Source organism: Sphingosinicella sp. LHD-64, assembly GCF_031157375.1.
In the GTDB taxonomy this organism is placed as follows: domain Bacteria; phylum Pseudomonadota; class Alphaproteobacteria; order Sphingomonadales; family Sphingomonadaceae; genus Allosphingosinicella.
The window spans coordinates 315999-331414 of sequence record NZ_JAVIFV010000001.1; the positions used below are offsets into that span (position 1 = coordinate 315999).

Genomic DNA, 15416 nt, shown 5'->3' on the forward strand with positions numbered 1-15416 from the left:
GGATACGTAGCGATCGTGACGATGTCAAAGCAGCCGGATCAACTGCCCTAGGGAGGCTCGACAGCCGGAAAGCTCTTCACCTTGCGCTTCCCGCACCAGAGCTCGAGCGGATGCGGACCGGCACGGGGTTCGGCGGCACGCACGGCCTCCAGATCGTCGGCCGCCTCGATCTCCTCGAAGCCGACGAAACGGCCGTCCGGGCCGCTCAATATGTAGAGCCGGTAATAAGCCACGTCGCGCCCCCGCCACGACCCCGTCGAGTCGTATCTCCTGTCTGGCATGAAACCGGCGGGTTCGACTTAAACGAGATCAAACCGCCCGGGAGATCGACGAAAGCAAAGGAGGCGGGACAACGCCCGCCTCCTGATGTCACGTATTTCGGATGGCGCTTATTGGGCCCGGTCACGGCGCTCCTGCATCCGCTGGCGGAATTGCGCGCGCATCTGCTGGCGTTCGGCGGCGGTCACGGTGCCGTTGCGGTCCGCGTCCATCCGGTCGAATCGGGCGAGCGCCCGCTCGCGCATCTGCTCGACGGTGATGAAGCCCTGCTCGCCGAACATCCGCTCGCCACCCATGGCGAAGCGATGATGTCCGCCGCGCCGGCCGAGGCCGCGATGGCGGCGGTGCTCGCCGGCTTCGGCGCGTTCGGCCCGGCGCGCGTCGCGCCGCTCGAACCGCTGCGCCTGCGCCTGGCTCATCTCCTCGCGGGTGATGCTGCCGTTGCGGTCGAGGTCGAGCCGGTCGAACATGCGATTGGCCCGCTCGGTCTGGCGCTGGGCATGCCTCTGCTGGGCCTCCTCGCGGGTGAAGCGGCCGTCGCGATCGGCGTCGAGGCGCGCGAAACGCTGGTCGACCCGCTCGATGACCTGTTGACGGGTCATGTCGGCATTGCGGTCGGGGCGCGGCGTCTCGGACGTCTGGGCCCAGGCGGCGCCGGCGATGGCGACGGTGAGCGCCGCGCCGGCAATCAGTGCACGTGTCTTCATGGGTGAACCCCTCTTCGGTGAACGTCGATGCTGTTCATCTGGCAGGCGGCTGTCCCGCAACTATGTTCGCCGCGCGGTGAAATTGTCCCAGTTTGTCGCCGATGGGAAGCCTTGCCGACCGGGTGCGCTGCGACGAAGCGGGTTCCGCTTGCGCCGAGCGGATTTGTTATAACGTCATAATAAGTTTGTTATAACATTACGCCTTTGCTAGGAGCCGCCCTCGATCCAAGGAGGGACTCTTGCTTCGACATGTTCTCCTGGCCGGTGTGGCCAGCATCCTCGCCCCCGGGCTCGCCCTTGCCCAGACCGGCGTGGCGCCGTCGGCCGACGACGCCCAGCAAAGCGGCGGCACGGGCCAGGCCCGCACGCCGCACCGGGCGCAGGATCTCCACGCGCCGGAGCAGCAGGAAATCGTCATCACCGGCTTCCAGCGCAACCGCGACGACATTCTCTCCGGCACGTCGGTGGTCACCGGCGAGGAGCTGACCCGGGACCTGAGACCGACGATCGGCGACACCCTCGCCCGCCAGGCCGGTGTCTCGGCAACCTCCTTCGGCCCGAGCGCCTCCCGTCCGGTGCTGCGCGGCTTCCAGGGCGACCGCATCCGCATCCTCACCGACGGGATCGGCAGTCTCGACGTCTCCTCGACCAGCGTCGACCACGCCGTCGCGATCAACCCCCTCACCGCCGACCGGGTCGAGGTGCTGCGCGGCCCCTCCGTCCTTTTGTTCGGGTCCTCCGCGATCGGCGGCGTCGTCAACGTCATCGACAGCCGTATTCCCCGCCATGTGCCGGACGAGCCGGTTCATGTCGAAGGGTTGTTCACCTACGGCTCCGCGGCGGACGAGCGCTCGGCCAACGGCGCGGTCGACGTGCCGCTGGGCGGCGGCTTCGTCGCCCATGTCGACGGCAACTGGACCAAGACCGACGACCTCAGGACCGGCGGCTACATCCTGACCCCGGAACTGCGCGCCCAAGCGGCAGCCGGCGCCGACCCCGAGATCCGGGAACTGGCCGAACTCCGCGGCCGCCTGCCCAATTCCGCTTCGGAAACCACCGACTTTGCCGGCGGCCTCGCCTGGATCGACGGCCAGAACAATGTCGGCCTCTCCGTCAACCGCTACGACAGCCGCTACGGCATTCCGATCCGCTACTCGCTCGATCCCGCCGTAGAGGCGGAGGGGCCGACGCTCGACCTGCGCCAGACCCGGGTCGACGCGCGTGCCGAGATCGACGCCGGCGACGGCTTCCTCGACGTGGTGCGCTTCCGCGGCGGCTATTCCGACTATCGCCATTTCGAGATCGAGGACACGGGCGAGATCGCGACCACCTTCCTGACCGAGGGCGTCGAGGGGCGGCTCGAGTTCGTCCAGTCGGACCGGGGCGGCTGGGGCGGCGGCTTCGGCGTCCAGTATTTCCACCGCGACTTCTCGGTCGACGGCGAGGAGAAGTTCCTGCCCGCCAACACCACCGAGCAGTTCGGCCTGTTTGCGCTCCAGACCTTCGACCTCGGCGACTTCCGGGCCGAAGTTGGCGGCCGCTATGAACATTCGCGCCTCACCGCCGACGCCGATGCCGATCTCGGCAATCCCGCGCTCCGACGCACGTTCGACACCTTTTCCGGCTCGATCGGCGGCAGCTACGAGCTCGCGCCCGGCATCCGCTTCGGCGTCAATGCCTCCCATGCCCAGCGCGCGCCCTCGGCCGAGGAACTGTTCGCCAACGGCCCCCATGCCGGCACCCAGGCGTTCGAAGTCGGCGATCCGACCTTCGGCAAGGAGAAGAGCTGGGGGCTGGAAGGCACGCTGCGTGCGACCGGCGACGGCTTCCATACCAGCGCGTCGATCTTCCAGAGCTGGTTCGACAATTACATCTACGAGGCCCCCACCGGCGCAGTCGAGGACGACCTTCCGGTGTTCCAGTACAGCCAGGCCGATGCGCGCTATTTCGGCGTCGAGTTCGAGGCCTCGGCGCGGCTTGCCCGCATCGGCAGCGTGACGCTCAACGCCGACGGCGTCGCCGACTATGTCCGGGCGACGATCGATTCCGTCGGGCCGGCGCCGCGCATCCCGCCCTTCCGCATTCTCGGCGGGCTGGAGGCCCAGTCGGATCTCGCCGACGGCCGGATCGAGGTCGAGCATGTCACCGGCCAGGACCGGATCGCCGCCTTCGAGACGCCGACCGACGGATACACGATGGTCAACGCCTCGATCGCCTTCCACCCGTTCGGCGACCGCAACGACAGCACGATCACCTTGTCGGCGAACAACATCTTCGACGTCACGGCCCGCCGCCATGCGAGCTTCCTCAAGGACTTCGCCCCGCTTGCCGGACGCGACCTGCGAATCAGCGCCCGGGTGAGCTTCTGAGGAGTCTGGATTCGTTCTATCCCGCCTCCGAAACGGCCCGTCCCGCCAAGCCAATGATTCATATGGCAGAAATACCGTATTTGGTGTGATGTGCCGCCGGGCAAAGGGACGTTTCGGAGGAACGATGACGAGCGGGACAGGATCTCGGGCGCGCAGGATTCGGGCATTGGCGCTGACGGCGGCGGTGCTGGTCGGCTTCGCGCCCCAGGCGAATTCGGCGCAGACGCGCAGCCGGCCCGATGCGCCCCCGACCTATGCGCCGCGCCCGGCCACGATCGCCCAGCGCGCGCTCGACGTGCGCATCGGCGCGCTCGGTCGCAATTTCGACGGGCTCGTCGGCATCGCGGTGCGCGAAGTGGAGACAGGCTGGACGACGAGCTGGAACGGCGAACGCCATTTCCCGCAGCAGAGCGTCAGCAAGTTCTGGGTCGCCCTGACCGCGTTCAGCCGGATCGACGCCGGCGAGCTCAGCCCCGACGACCGGGTCACGATCCGGCGCCAGGACCTGACCCTGTTCCACCAGCCGGTGGCCGCGGAGATCGGTGCGAACGGCTATACGACGACGCTCGACAACCTGATCTTTCGCGCGATCACCCAGAGCGACAACACCTGCAACGATGCGGTGCTGCGCCGCGCCGGCGGGCCCGAGGCGGTGCGCGCCATGCTGACCCGCAACCGGATCGAGGGCATCCGCTTCGGCCCCGGAGAGCGGCTGATGCAGAGCCAGATCGCCGGCCTGCAATGGCGGCCGAGCTATTCGGTCGGGCGTGCCTTCTACCAGGCGCGGTCCGCGGTCCCGGAAGACCGCCGGCGCGAGGCGTTCCAGAACTATGTCGAGGACCCCATCGATGGCGCGACGCCGCTCGGCATCATCGACGGCCTGTCGCGCCTGCAGCGCGGCGAACTGCTGTCGCAGCGCTCGACCGCCCGGCTGCTCTCGATCATGTCGCAGACCCGCACCGGGCGGCAGCGCCTGACCGGCGGCCTCGCCCCGGGTTGGCGAATCGCGCACAAGACCGGCACCGGCCAGGTGCTGGGCGCGACCCAGGCGGGGTATAACGACATCGGCATCCTGACCTCGCCCGAGGGCCGGCACTATGCGGTGGCGGTCATGATGGGTCGCACTGCGATACCGATCCCGCAGCGCATGGCGCTGATGCAGGACGTGACGCGGGCGGTGATCGCCTACAACGATGCCAGCCGTGCCGAAGGAACTGGATCGCTTCGCTAACGCTGGCGGAGCAAGCGCCCTGCTCATAAGATGGGCCGATGGCACGGCCCCAATCCCCCGACTATGACAAAAGGCGCGAGGCGATCGTCGCGGCGGCGGCCCGCCTCTATGCGCAACGGGGCTTCCAGGGCGCGTCGGTGGCCGACCTCGCCAAGGCCTGCGACACGTCCAAGTCGCTGATCTATCATTATTTCCCGGCCAAGGACGACATCCTCCACGCGGTGATGGCCGAGCATCTCGATGCGCTGGTCACCGCGGCGGAAGAGGCCAGGCGCGGCGGCGGCTCGCCGGAGAACCAGCTCCGGACGCTGACCCTCGCCTTCATGCGCCACTATGTGGGCGCACAGGACCGCCATAAGGTCCTTCTGAACGAGCTCGACAATCTGCCGGCGGTGGCACGCCAGGACGTCGTCGCCAAGCAGCGCCGGGTGATCGCGACCACCGAAGCGATCATTGCCGACCTCGCCCCCGGGCAGGACGCCCGGGTCAGCGCGATGCTGTTCTTCGGCATGATCAACTGGACCCACACCTGGTTCGATCCGGCCGGGCCGGTGATGCCGGAGATGCTGGCGCTGCGCGTCGTCGATCTGATGCTTCGTGGGGTGCAGGGCGGCGTTCAGGCGTCGTAATTGAGCTCGACGCCGTTGCCCTTGGGCACGGACTGGCATGTCAGCACATAGCCCGCCGCCACCTCCTCGTCGGTGAGGCCGTAGCGGGCCGCCATCTCGACCTCGCCGGTGACGACGCGGGCGCGGCAGGTGGCGCAGACGCCGGCCTTGCAGGCGAAGGGCGCGGGCAGGCCGGCGGCGCGGGCGCTGTCGAGGATGTTGCCTGCCGCCGCATCGAAGGGGACGCGGCGCTTGCGGCCGTCGAGGGTGACGGTCATGGTCAGGCCCGCGGCTTCCTGCTTCAGCGCCTGCATCTGCGCTTCGACCACCGCTGACGCGCGACCGGCGGTGAACCGTTCGAGATGGATGCGGCTGCGGTCGACGCCCCTGGCGAGCAAGGCTTCCTCGGCGGCATCCATCATCGGACCGGGTCCGCAGATGAAGAAGGCGGCGATCTCGGACGGATCGATCAGCGCGCCCAGGATCTCGTCGCATTTGGCGCGATCGAGCATGCCGTTGAACAGCTCGAACTCTTCGGCCTCTTCGGCAAGGAAATGATGGACTTCGAGGCGATCCATGAAACGGTTCTTGAGCTGCGCCAGCCCTTCCAGGAAGATGATCGAGTTGCTGTCGCGATTGCCGTAGAAGAGGGTGAAGCGGCTCCCCGGCTCGGTCAGCAGGGTCGACTTCAAGAGCGACATGACCGGCGTGATGCCGGAGCCGCCGGCGAACCCAACATAATGATTGGTGGCGGCGGGATCGAACTCCCACGTGAAGCTGCCGTGCGGCGCCATCACCTCGATCGCGTCGCCGGCCTTCAGGTTTTCGTTCGCCCAGTTGGAGAAGAGGCCTCCGCCGATCCGCTTCACCGTGACGGTCAACGTCCCGTCCTGCGGTGCGACGCAGAGCGAATAATTGCGGCGAACCTCTTCACCCGAAATCTCAGCTTTCAACGTCAAATGCTGACCAGGCTTGAATTTGAAGGTGTCGCGCAGCGCCTCGGGCACGGCGAAGCGGATCGAGCGGGCCTCGGCGGTCTCGTCGATCACGCCGGCGATGGTGAGGGTGTGGAAGGCGGCGCTCATCTCAGTGGCACTTGAACAGGTCGAAGGGCTCGAGACAGTCGCGGCACCGCCATTGCGCCTTGCAGGGGGTCGAGCCGAACCGGCTGATTTCCTCGGTCGCCGTCGAGCCGCATTGCGGGCATTCGACCGCATGCGTTCCCGCGGGCGTCGGCGGGGCGATGCCGTAGGCCTTGAGCTTCGCCTTGCCGGATTCGGTGATCCAGTCGGTCGTCCAGGGCGGTGACAGCGTGGTCTCGATCGCGACGTCGCCGAAACCGGCCTCGTCGAGCGCAGCGCGGACCATCGTCTCGATCACCAGAGTGGCCGGGCAGCCGGTATAAGTCGGGGTCAGCAGCACGCGATCCGCAGAGACATCGCGAACGATGCCGAGATCGACGATGGAAACGATCGGGATCTCCGGATCGAGCACGGCCTCAAGAACCCGCCAAATCTCGTCACTCCGGCGAAGGCCGGAGTCCAGACTCCCTTGAGCCTGCCGGGCTGGATCCCGGCCTTCAGCCTTTGGCTGAAGTTTATCCTGAGCGCCTGCCTTGCAGGCAGTCGAAGGGCCGGGGTGACGGGTTTGCACCGCTGCTACCATGTCGCGTCCGGATAGGTGCGGGGCAGGAACTGCATGACGGCCAGCAGATGGCCCAGATGCTCGCCATGGTGGCCGCGGCGGCCGCCGAGGATCGGGCGCTGGTCCTTGGGCGCCGCCAATGTCGCTTCGGCGAGCACGGCGGCGATCCGGGCGTCATAGTCGGCGCGGAACGCTACAACGTCGGCGCCGATGCCGCGCGCCGCGGCCTCGGTCGCGACCGCGTCCATCTCGAACAGTTCGGGGACGAAGCGCCACATCCAGTCGAGGCCGTCCTGCATCCGCCGACGGCTTTCCTCGGTGCCGTCGCCGAGGCGGATCACCCATTCGGACGCCAGCTCGGCATGGTAGGTGACCTCCTTGACCGCCTTGGCGGCGACCGCGGCGATCGTCTCGTCGGTCGAGGCCGTCAGCCGCTCGAACAGCAGCTGCTGCCAGGTCGAGAAGAGGAGCTGGCGCGCCATCGTCTGGGCGAAGTCGCCATTGGGCTGCTCGACCAGCCAGCAATTGCGGAAATCGAGCACGTCGCGGTGGAAAGCGAGCGCATCGCCGTCACGCCCCCTGCCCTCCGCAGCGCCGGCTGCGTTCAGGAAATGGGTCGCCTGACCGATCAGGTCGAGGCCCATATTGGCGAGGCTGAGATCGACCTCGACCGAAGGCGCATGGCCGCACCATTCGCCGAGGCGCTGGCCGAGGATCAGACTGTCGTCGCCCAGGCGCAGCAAGGTTTCGAACAGAACCGAGCGCGCCTCCTCCGCCGACGAGTCGAACGCGCCTTTCCCGGTGGCGCCAGTCGGCACGTCGATCGGGGGCAACGAGGCCATCAGGCCGTTCCCACGCACCAGGGATCGGGCTGCATATCCACGATCGGGCCGGCTTCATCCGGCCGCGGGTAGCGCGCCTTGAAGGTGAAGGCCTGCGGACTCGGGCCAAACTGATCGAGCCGCCACAGGCGCGAGAGCCCGTCGTCCACGCTCGGGATCGTGCCTGCCGGCACCCACCACAACGCCTGATAGGCGCCGCTATAGGGCGCCACCCATTCGCGCCGCCGCGCCATCACTGGCGTATGTGCGCTGCGGTAGACGAACTCGAACAGCGCCTCGACCCCGGTCCACACCGACATGTTGATCACCAGCAGTGGATCGGGTGTCGATTGCAGCCCGGTCGCGTTTCCGTTGTCGCCTTGCAGCCGCCAGACGAAGCCGGGGCTCGCATCGGCGATCGCGTTCACCCGGTCGAGCGCGTCGAAAAATGGCTGCACCACCGGATCGCCTTCAGGCCCCAGCAGGCGGCCGATGTTGATCTGGGCGATGTGCCACGCCTCGGTCATTTCCGAATCTCCTTCAAATGTGCTTCACGTCGTCGGGGATGTCGTAGAAGGTGGGGTGGCGGTAGATCTTGTCCTCGGCCGGTTCGAACATCGGCCCGTCGTCGGCGGGATCGGACGCGACGATCTGGGCCGACGGCACGACCCACAGGCTCACGCCCTCCATCCGCCGCGTATAGGTGTCGCGGGCATGGCGCAGCGCGATCTCGGCGTCCGGCGCGTGGACCGAGCCGACATGGCGGTGCGACATGCCGCCCTTGGCGCGGACGAACACCTCCCAGAGCGGCCAGTCCTTCGACATCTTCACCTCGTCATTCCAGCGAAAGCTGGAATCTCCTTTGTTCTTCTCGACCTCCCGAAGGAAGTGAGATCCCAGCTTTCGCTGGGATGACGGTTTAGGCGGCCTCCCTCGCCGCGCGCTTCTCGGCGTGCGCCACCGCGGCCTCGCGGACCCAGGCGTTGCTTTCCCACGCCTCGCGGCGAGCCTTCATCCGCTCCCTGGCGACCGGTCCCTCGCCGCGCACGACCGCGTAGAATTCCTCCCAGTCGACCGCGCCGAAATCATGGCCGCCCTTCTCCTCGTTCCACCTGAGATCGGGATCGGGGACGGTGAGGCCGATCGCGTCGGCCTGCGGCTTGGTGATGTCGACGAATTTCTGCCTGAGCTCGTCATTGGTATCGCGCTTGATCCGCCAGCGCATCGACTGGGCGGTGTTGGGCGAATTGTCGTCGGTCGGCCCGAACATCATCAGGCTCGGCCACCACCAGCGGTCGAGCGCGTCCTGCGCCATCCTTTTCTGCTCCGGCGTACCCGCCGCGAGATGCATCATGATCTCGTAGCCCTGGCGCTGGTGGAAGCTCTCCTCCTTGCAGACGCGGACCATGGCGCGGGCATAGGGGCCGTAGGAGGTGCGCTGCAGCGGCACCTGGTTCATGATCGCGGCGCCGTCGACCAGCCAGCCGATCGCGCCGATGTCCGCCCAGATGAGCGTCGGATAGTTGAAGATCGTCGAGTACTTCGCCTTGCCGGAATGCAGCGCCTCGATCATCTCCTCGCGGCTCGTGCCGAGCGTCTCGGCGGCCGAATAGAGATAGAGGCCGTGCCCGGCCTCATCCTGCACCTTGGCGAGCAGGATCGCCTTGCGGCGCAGCGACGGCGCGCGGGTGATCCAGTTGCCCTCCGGCAGCATGCCGACGATCTCGCTGTGCGCGTGCTGGCTGATCTGGCGGGTCAGCGTGCGGCGATAGGCCTCGGGCATCCAGTCCTTCGGCTCGATGAACTCGTCGGCGGCGACCCGCGCTTCGAAGGCGGCGAGCTTCTCGGGATCCTCGGCCGAGACGACCTGAGCCGTCTTCTGCATCTCGGTCGTGTACATGGACGTCTCCTACCATTAATCGACCGATCGGTCAACGAATTCAAGAGCGTGTAATCGCAACACTCACCCAAGCGTCTCCAAGCGCGACCTCATCGAGTATCTTCACCCTGGCGACGCGAAAGCGGTAGAATCGAAATCCCTGCGCCGGGTCGTCCTCGGCGAGCCCCGTTTTCCAGCCGTCATATTGAGCAAAACGCGCGCTGTAAGATCGTGCGGCTTCCTCAGCGTCGGCGCCGGACGTGACTCCAGCCGCGCCGAAGAGTTGCACGCCCCTGCCCGGCCCCGTCCACGGCTGATCAGTGGAAAATACCGTCATCGCCATTGACGGATTGCCGAGCAGGTTGCGGCAATGCAGCGCGCTCGGATGCGACATGAAGATGACGTCGAGCGCATCCGTCCAGCTGAAGTTTGCTGTGTTGATATGCGGCGCGCCCTCCGGCGTGACCGTGGCCATCGAGCAAAGGATACTCGACTCCAGGATGTCGGCGAGGCTTCCCCGGACGCTTTCCCCGCTGAACCCCGCGGTACTTACCGGCGAGCCCCGCACGTCTGTGACACTGATGGTCTCAAGCTCGAAACGATGCGCGCAGTTGGTCATATCGCCGCGCCGATCACGATCAGCACATCGGGAGCGACGACGCTGGCGATCCGCGTTTGAAAGGGCGTCATCATTCAAACCCGCTCGATCACCATGGCGATGCCCTGACCGACGCCGATGCACATGGTGCAAAGGGCATAGCGTCCGCCGCTGCGGTGCAGTTCTTCCGTCGCGGTGAGGACGAGGCGGGCGCCGGACATGCCGAGCGGGTGGCCGAGCGCGATCGCGCCACCATTGGGGTTCACATGCGGCGCATCGTCGGCGACGCCGAGCTGGCGCAAAACGGCAAGGCCCTGGGCGGCGAAGGCCTCGTTGAGCTCGATCACGTCCATCTGGCCGATGGCGAGGCCGAGCCGCGCCAGCAGCTTCTGCGAGGCGGGCGCGGGGCCGATGCCCATGATCCGCGGCGGCACGCCGGCGACGGCGGCGCCGAGGATGCGGGCGCGCGGCGTCAGGCCGTTGGCCTTGGCGACCTCCTCGCTGGCGATCAGGAGCGCGGCGGCGCCGTCATTGACGCCCGAGGCATTGCCGGCAGTGACGGTGCCGCCTTCCCGCACGATCGGCTTCAGCTTCGCGAGCGCCTCGACGCTGGTCTCGCGGGGATGCTCATCGCGGTCGACCACAATCGGGTCGCCCTTCTTCTGCGGGATCGAGACCGGTGCGATCTCGGCGGCGAGGCGGCCATTGGTTTGGGCGGCGGCGGCGCGGCGCTGGCTCTCCACGGCGAACTTGTCCTGATCCTCGCGGTTGACGCCATAGTCGTCGGCGACGTTCTCGGCCGTCTCCGGCATGGAATCGATCCCGAACTGCGTTTTCATCAGCTTGTTGACGAAGCGCCAACCGATCGTCGTGTCGAAGATCTCGGCCCGGCGATCGAACGCGCTCGTCGCCTTGGGCTGGACGAAGGGCGCGCGGCTCATGCTCTCGACGCCACCGGCGACGATCAGGCCGCCCTCCCCGCTCCGGATCGCCCGCGCCGCCATCGCCACCGCGTCGAGGCCGGAGCCGCACAGGCGGTTGAGCGTGACGCCACCGGCGGTGTCAGGCAGCCCCGCCAGCAGCCCGGCCATGCGCGCGACGTTGCGGTTGTCCTCGCCAGCCTGGTTGGCGCAGCCGTAGATGACGTCCTCGACCTGCGCCCAGTCGACACCCGGATTGCGTTCGATCAACGCGCGGATCGGATGCGCGGCGAGATCGTCGGCGCGGACCGACGACAGGCTGCCGCCATAGCGGCCGATCGGGGTGCGGATCGCGTCGCAGATGAAGGCTTCGGTCATGTCTTACTCCGTCATGCTGAACTTGTTTCAGCATCCAGCTCGTTGATCGCCGCGATGCTCGAAACTGGACCCTGAAACAAGTTCAGGGTGACGCGTTAAGGTCGATGAACTCGCCCCCGACCGAGCGGGAGAAGCCCTGGAATTCCGCGACCGGCCGGCCTCGGTCGGTCCTGACGCTGACGTTGTAGACGCCCGAGCGGCCGACAAGAGCCGCTTCCTGCGCCTCGGCGACCAGTATCTCGCCTTCCTCGGCGCCGTCGAGAAACACCATGGTCGCCTGCGCGCCGACGGTGCGCAGGTTGCGGCTGTTGCAGGCATAGGCGAAAGCGGTGTCCGCCAGCGCATAGACCATGCCGCCATGGGCCTTGCGATGGCCGTTGAGCATCGCCGCGGTCAGCCGCATCCGGATGCGCGCATAGCCCTCGCGCACCTCCTCGATCTCGATGCCCCAGGCCGGGCCGGTGCCTTCGCGGGCCAGCATCGCATCGGCGACCTTGCGGGCGATCTCGTCCGGCGTCACACTAAGCTCCTTGGGTTTCCCGACCGATCGGTCTATGAATTCCGCCATGGCCTACGAAACCATCGACTTCAAGGTTGAAACGGGGGTGGCGCGGCTGACGCTGAACCGCCCGGACCGGCTTAACAGCTTCACCGTGCAGATGCATGAGGAAGTCGCCGACGCGCTCGGCAAGCTCGGCGATGCGCGGTGCCTGATCCTGACCGGCGCGGGGCGCGGCTTCTGCGCCGGGCAGGACCTCAATGATCGCGCGGTGGCGCCGGGACAGGCGGTCGATCTCGGCGAGTCGGTCGAGAAACGGTACAATCCGCTGATCCGTCGCCTGACCGGACTGCCGATGCCCGTGATCGCCCGGGTGAACGGCGTGGCGGCCGGTGCGGGCGCGAACATCGCGCTCGCCTGCGACATCGTGATCGCTGCGAAGAGCGCCAAGTTCATCCAGAGCTTTGCGGCGATCGGGCTCATTCCGGACAGCGGCGGCACCTGGGTGCTGCCGCGGCTCGTCGGACAGGCGCGGGCGCTCGGGCTGGCGCTGACCGGCGAGCCGCTGGAGGCGGAACGCGCCGCCGAATGGGGGCTGATCTGGAAGGCGGTCGAGGACGACCAGCTCGACGCCGAGGTGGATGGGCTCGCCGCCCACTTCGCCGCCGGGCCGACCAAGGGCCTCGCCCGGATCAAGCAGATGATCCGCGAGAGCTGGGGCCAGAGCCTCGATGCCGAGCTCGACCGCCAGCGCGACGCGATGCGCGAGCTCGGCTTCTCCGACGATTATCGCGAGGGCGTCAACGCCTTCGTGGAGAAGCGCAAGCCGAGTTTCACGGGCCGATAGCCCGTCATTCCAGCGCAAGCTGGAATCTCTCTTCTTGAGGGAAGAGGTCACAAGAATAATGAGATTCCAGCTTGCGCTGGAATGACGTGAGAGGTTCGAGATGAAAACGCTGAAGCTGCTGAACTATGCCGCCGACCAGTGGGTGTCCGGCGCCGGGGCGCTGGAAGAGGTGCGTAGCGCCGTCACCGGCGAGGTGATCGCCGAGACCGGCAGCGTAGGCCTCGACTACGCAGCGATGCTCGATCACGCCCGCAAGGTCGGCGGGCCGGCCCTTCGCAAGCTCACCTTCCACGAGCGCGCGCTGATGCTGAAGGCGCTGGCCAACGCGATCATGGCGAAGAAGGAGGAGTTGTACGAGCTCTCCTACGAGACCGGCGCGACGCGGGCGGACAGCTGGATCGACATCGAGGGCGGCGCCGGCACGCTTTTCTCCTTCTCCTCCAAGGGCCGGCGCGAGCTGCCGAACGGGCGGGTGCTGATCGACGGGGCGATGGAGCCGCTGTCGAAGAACGGCACCTTCGTCGGCCAGCATGTCTTCACCCCGCTGCAGGGCGTCGCGGTCCACATCAACGCCTTCAACTTCCCGGTCTGGGGAATGCTGGAAAAGCTCGCCCCCACCCTGCTCGCCGGCGTGCCGGCGATCGTGAAGCCGGCGAGCCAGACCGGCTACCTCACCGAAGCGGCGTTCCGGATCATGATCGAGGCCGGCATCCTGCCGCCCGGCGCGATCCAGCTCCTCGTCGGCATCCCGGGCGACCTGCTCGACCCGCTGACCTGCCAGGACGTGGTGAGCTTCACCGGCTCGGCGGCGACCGCAATGAAGCTGCAATCCCATCCGGTGATCGGCCGCGAGAGCGTCCGCTTCGTCGCCGAGCGGGACAGCCTCAACGCCTCGATCCTCGGGCCGGACGCCGGGCCGGGCACGCCGGAATTCGACCTTTTCATCAAGGAGGTCGCGCGCGAGATGACGGCGAAAGCGGGGCAAAAGTGCACCGCGATCCGCCGGGCGATGGCGCCGGCCGAACATCTCGACGCGGTGCAGGCCGCGCTCGCCGAGCGGCTGGCCAAGGTGCGCATCGGTGACCCGCGCGAAGAAGGCGTGCAGATGGGCGCGCTCGCGAGCCGGGCGCAGCTCAATGCGGTGCGATCCGCGGTGATGGAGCTTTCGAAGTCGGCACGGATCGTGGCGGGCGATCCCGACGCTTCGCCGGTACCGGGCGACGGGGCGTTCATCTCGCCAATCCTGCTGCGCTCCGACGACCCCTGGGACTCGGCGGCCGTACACGACGTCGAGGCGTTCGGTCCGGTATCGACGATCATGCCGTACCGCGATCTCGACGACGCCATCGCGCTCGCCAATCGCGGCATGGGCAGTCTCGCGCTGTCGCTGTTCACCTTCGACAAGAGCGTCGCCACGGACTTCGTGCTCGGCGCGGGCGCCTATCACGGCCGCATGGTGCTCCTCGACCGCACCAGCGCCAAGGAATCGACCGGCCACGGCTCGCCCCTGCCCGTCCTCGTCCATGGCGGCCCCGGCCGCGCCGGCGGCGGCGAGGAGATGGGCGGGGTGCGCGGCGTGAAGCACTACATGCAGCGCACCGCGCTGCAGGGTTCGCCGGACGTGCTGTCGGCGGTGATCGGGCAGTGGCTGCCGGGTGCGGAGAAGCCGACCGGCGCTGCGCATCCTTTCCGCAAGCGCATTTCCGAGCTGGACATCGGCTATACGCTGAAGACGGAGAGCCGGACGGTGACGCTCGAGGACATCGAGCATTTCGCCCATTTCACCGGCGACACCTTCTACGCCCACATGGACGAGGAAGCGGCGAAGGCGAATCCGATCTTCGACGGGCGGGTGGCGCATGGCTATCTGATCCTCTCCTTCGCCGCCGGGCTGTTCGTCGATCCCGCGCCGGGGCCGGTGCTCGCCAATTACGGGCTGGAGAACCTGCGCTTCCTGACGCCGCTCTATCCGGGCGATTCCATGCGGGTGGAGCTCACGGTCAAATCGAAGAGCGTCCGCAACGAGGAAATGGGCGAGGTCCGCTGGGCGGTCATGGTGTTCAACCAGAAGGACGAGCTGGCGGCGACCTACGACCTCCTCACCATGAACCAGCCATAACGGCACCACGAATTCGCAAGGCTTTGCGGTTGTCCTCGAACCCTGTTTCCAATAGCGTTCAGGAACCTGGGAAGTGGAGGGGATGATGGGGGAACAGGAACGGAAGGGCTCGTTCGAAACTGAAGTGAACCGGATCGATGAAACGGGACCGTCCGGACAGATGACCGCAGCCGGTCAAGCGCCCGCCCCACAAGTCGAATGCCCGTTCTGTGCCGAGCCGATCGCGGCGCGTGCGAAAAAATGCCGTTATTGCGGCGAGACTGTCGATGTCGCGCTACGCCGCGCCGAAGAAGCCCTGCGAGCCAGCGAGCGGCCCCAGAATGTCTACATGAACGCGGGCGGAGCTGCAGCCACGGGAAACGGCGACAGTATCCTGCGGCCGTTCAATCACGGTCTGCACATCATCCTGAGCGTGTTGACTTTAGGCTGGTGGCTGCCCGTCTATCTCATTCTATATCTGGTTCGGAACAAGAACTACTATTGTTGATCGCGCTCGATAGTCGCCGCGCACTCCTGT

At 67.1% G+C, this 15416-nt stretch carries 17 protein-coding genes; 6 read left to right on the top strand and 11 right to left on the bottom strand.

From position 1 onward, the window contains the following. Window positions 1-47: 47 nt before the first annotated feature. Both RCO27_RS01555 and RCO27_RS01560 read right to left on the bottom strand, forming a co-directional pair. Window positions 48-281 (bottom strand): hypothetical protein, encoded by a 234-nt coding sequence (locus RCO27_RS01555; RefSeq protein ID WP_309000882.1) that lies wholly within the window; start codon window positions 279-281, stop codon window positions 48-50. A 108-nt stretch (window positions 282-389) separates the two neighbouring features. After that, window positions 390-986, bottom strand: a complete 597-nt coding sequence (locus RCO27_RS01560) for an EF-hand domain-containing protein (RefSeq protein ID WP_309000883.1) — start codon at window positions 984-986, stop codon at window positions 390-392. 239 nt (window positions 987-1225) lie between these two features. Here RCO27_RS01560 and RCO27_RS01565 point away from each other — a divergent pair, with 239 nt between their 5' ends. The 3 genes from RCO27_RS01565 (at window position 1226) to RCO27_RS01575 (ending at window position 5215) form a co-directional block, all read left to right on the top strand. Further along, entirely contained in the window at window positions 1226-3355 is a 2130-nt protein-coding gene (locus RCO27_RS01565; RefSeq protein ID WP_309000884.1) for a TonB-dependent receptor, read from the top strand. 166 nt (window positions 3356-3521) lie between these two features. Then, complete coding sequence (bla, locus tag RCO27_RS01570; protein WP_309000885.1) at window positions 3522-4586, top strand: class A beta-lactamase; 1065 nt, start codon at window positions 3522-3524, stop codon at window positions 4584-4586. 38 nt (window positions 4587-4624) lie between these two features. After that, window positions 4625-5215, top strand: coding sequence for a TetR/AcrR family transcriptional regulator (locus RCO27_RS01575; RefSeq protein ID WP_309000886.1), 591 nt, complete (start codon window positions 4625-4627; stop codon window positions 5213-5215). Here RCO27_RS01575 and RCO27_RS01580 read toward each other — a convergent pair. The 9 genes from RCO27_RS01580 to paaI form a co-directional block, all read right to left on the bottom strand. Beyond that, the gene (locus RCO27_RS01580; RefSeq protein WP_309000887.1) at window positions 5203-6279 is read right to left on the bottom strand and encodes a 2Fe-2S iron-sulfur cluster-binding protein; all 1077 of its coding nucleotides are present in this window, start codon (window positions 6277-6279) and stop codon (window positions 5203-5205) included. The genes RCO27_RS01575 and RCO27_RS01580 overlap by 13 nt on opposite strands. A 1-nt stretch (window position 6280) precedes the next feature. Next, window positions 6281-6859, bottom strand: coding sequence for a 1,2-phenylacetyl-CoA epoxidase subunit PaaD (gene paaD / locus RCO27_RS01585; RefSeq protein ID WP_309000888.1), 579 nt, complete (start codon window positions 6857-6859; stop codon window positions 6281-6283). Further along, window positions 6853-7680 (bottom strand): 1,2-phenylacetyl-CoA epoxidase subunit PaaC, encoded by an 828-nt coding sequence (gene paaC, locus RCO27_RS01590; RefSeq protein ID WP_309000889.1) that lies wholly within the window; start codon window positions 7678-7680, stop codon window positions 6853-6855. Before paaC ends, paaD begins: the two co-directional genes overlap by 7 nt. Then, the gene (locus tag RCO27_RS01595) at window positions 7680-8186 is read right to left on the bottom strand and encodes a DUF3291 domain-containing protein (protein WP_309000890.1); all 507 of its coding nucleotides are present in this window, start codon (window positions 8184-8186) and stop codon (window positions 7680-7682) included. Before RCO27_RS01595 ends, paaC begins: the two co-directional genes overlap by 1 nt. 13 nt (window positions 8187-8199) lie before the next feature. Continuing rightward, on the bottom strand, window positions 8200-8484 hold the full coding sequence (gene paaB / locus RCO27_RS01600; RefSeq protein ID WP_309001889.1) for a 1,2-phenylacetyl-CoA epoxidase subunit PaaB: 285 nt from the start codon (window positions 8482-8484) through the stop codon (window positions 8200-8202). A gap of 94 nt (window positions 8485-8578) precedes the next feature. Further along, on the bottom strand, window positions 8579-9559 hold the full coding sequence (gene paaA, locus RCO27_RS01605; protein ID WP_309000891.1) for a 1,2-phenylacetyl-CoA epoxidase subunit PaaA: 981 nt from the start codon (window positions 9557-9559) through the stop codon (window positions 8579-8581). 40 nt (window positions 9560-9599) lie between these two features. Then, on the bottom strand, window positions 9600-10157 hold the full coding sequence (locus RCO27_RS01610) for a pyridoxamine 5'-phosphate oxidase family protein (RefSeq protein WP_309000892.1): 558 nt from the start codon (window positions 10155-10157) through the stop codon (window positions 9600-9602). A 74-nt stretch (window positions 10158-10231) separates the two neighbouring features. Next, window positions 10232-11434, bottom strand: a complete 1203-nt coding sequence (gene pcaF, locus RCO27_RS01615; RefSeq protein WP_309000893.1) for a 3-oxoadipyl-CoA thiolase — start codon at window positions 11432-11434, stop codon at window positions 10232-10234. An 82-nt stretch (window positions 11435-11516) separates the two neighbouring features. Then, complete coding sequence (gene paaI / locus RCO27_RS01620; protein ID WP_309000894.1) at window positions 11517-11954, bottom strand: hydroxyphenylacetyl-CoA thioesterase PaaI; 438 nt, start codon at window positions 11952-11954, stop codon at window positions 11517-11519. Window positions 11955-12000: 46 nt separating this feature from the next. On the opposite strand from paaI, the gene paaG reads away from it, so the two are divergent. The 3 genes from paaG to RCO27_RS01635 all read left to right on the top strand — a co-directional run bounded on the left by paaG (window position 12001) and on the right by RCO27_RS01635 (window position 15386). After that, on the top strand, window positions 12001-12780 hold the full coding sequence (gene paaG, locus RCO27_RS01625) for a 2-(1,2-epoxy-1,2-dihydrophenyl)acetyl-CoA isomerase PaaG (RefSeq protein WP_309000895.1): 780 nt from the start codon (window positions 12001-12003) through the stop codon (window positions 12778-12780). A gap of 100 nt (window positions 12781-12880) precedes the next feature. Beyond that, window positions 12881-14899: a phenylacetic acid degradation bifunctional protein PaaZ gene (gene paaZ / locus RCO27_RS01630; protein WP_309000896.1), complete on the top strand. Its 2019-nt coding sequence runs from the start codon at window positions 12881-12883 to the stop codon at window positions 14897-14899. 73 nt (window positions 14900-14972) lie between these two features. Beyond that, the gene (locus RCO27_RS01635) at window positions 14973-15386 is read left to right on the top strand and encodes a hypothetical protein (protein ID WP_309000897.1); all 414 of its coding nucleotides are present in this window, start codon (window positions 14973-14975) and stop codon (window positions 15384-15386) included. Window positions 15387-15416 lie beyond the last annotated feature (30 nt).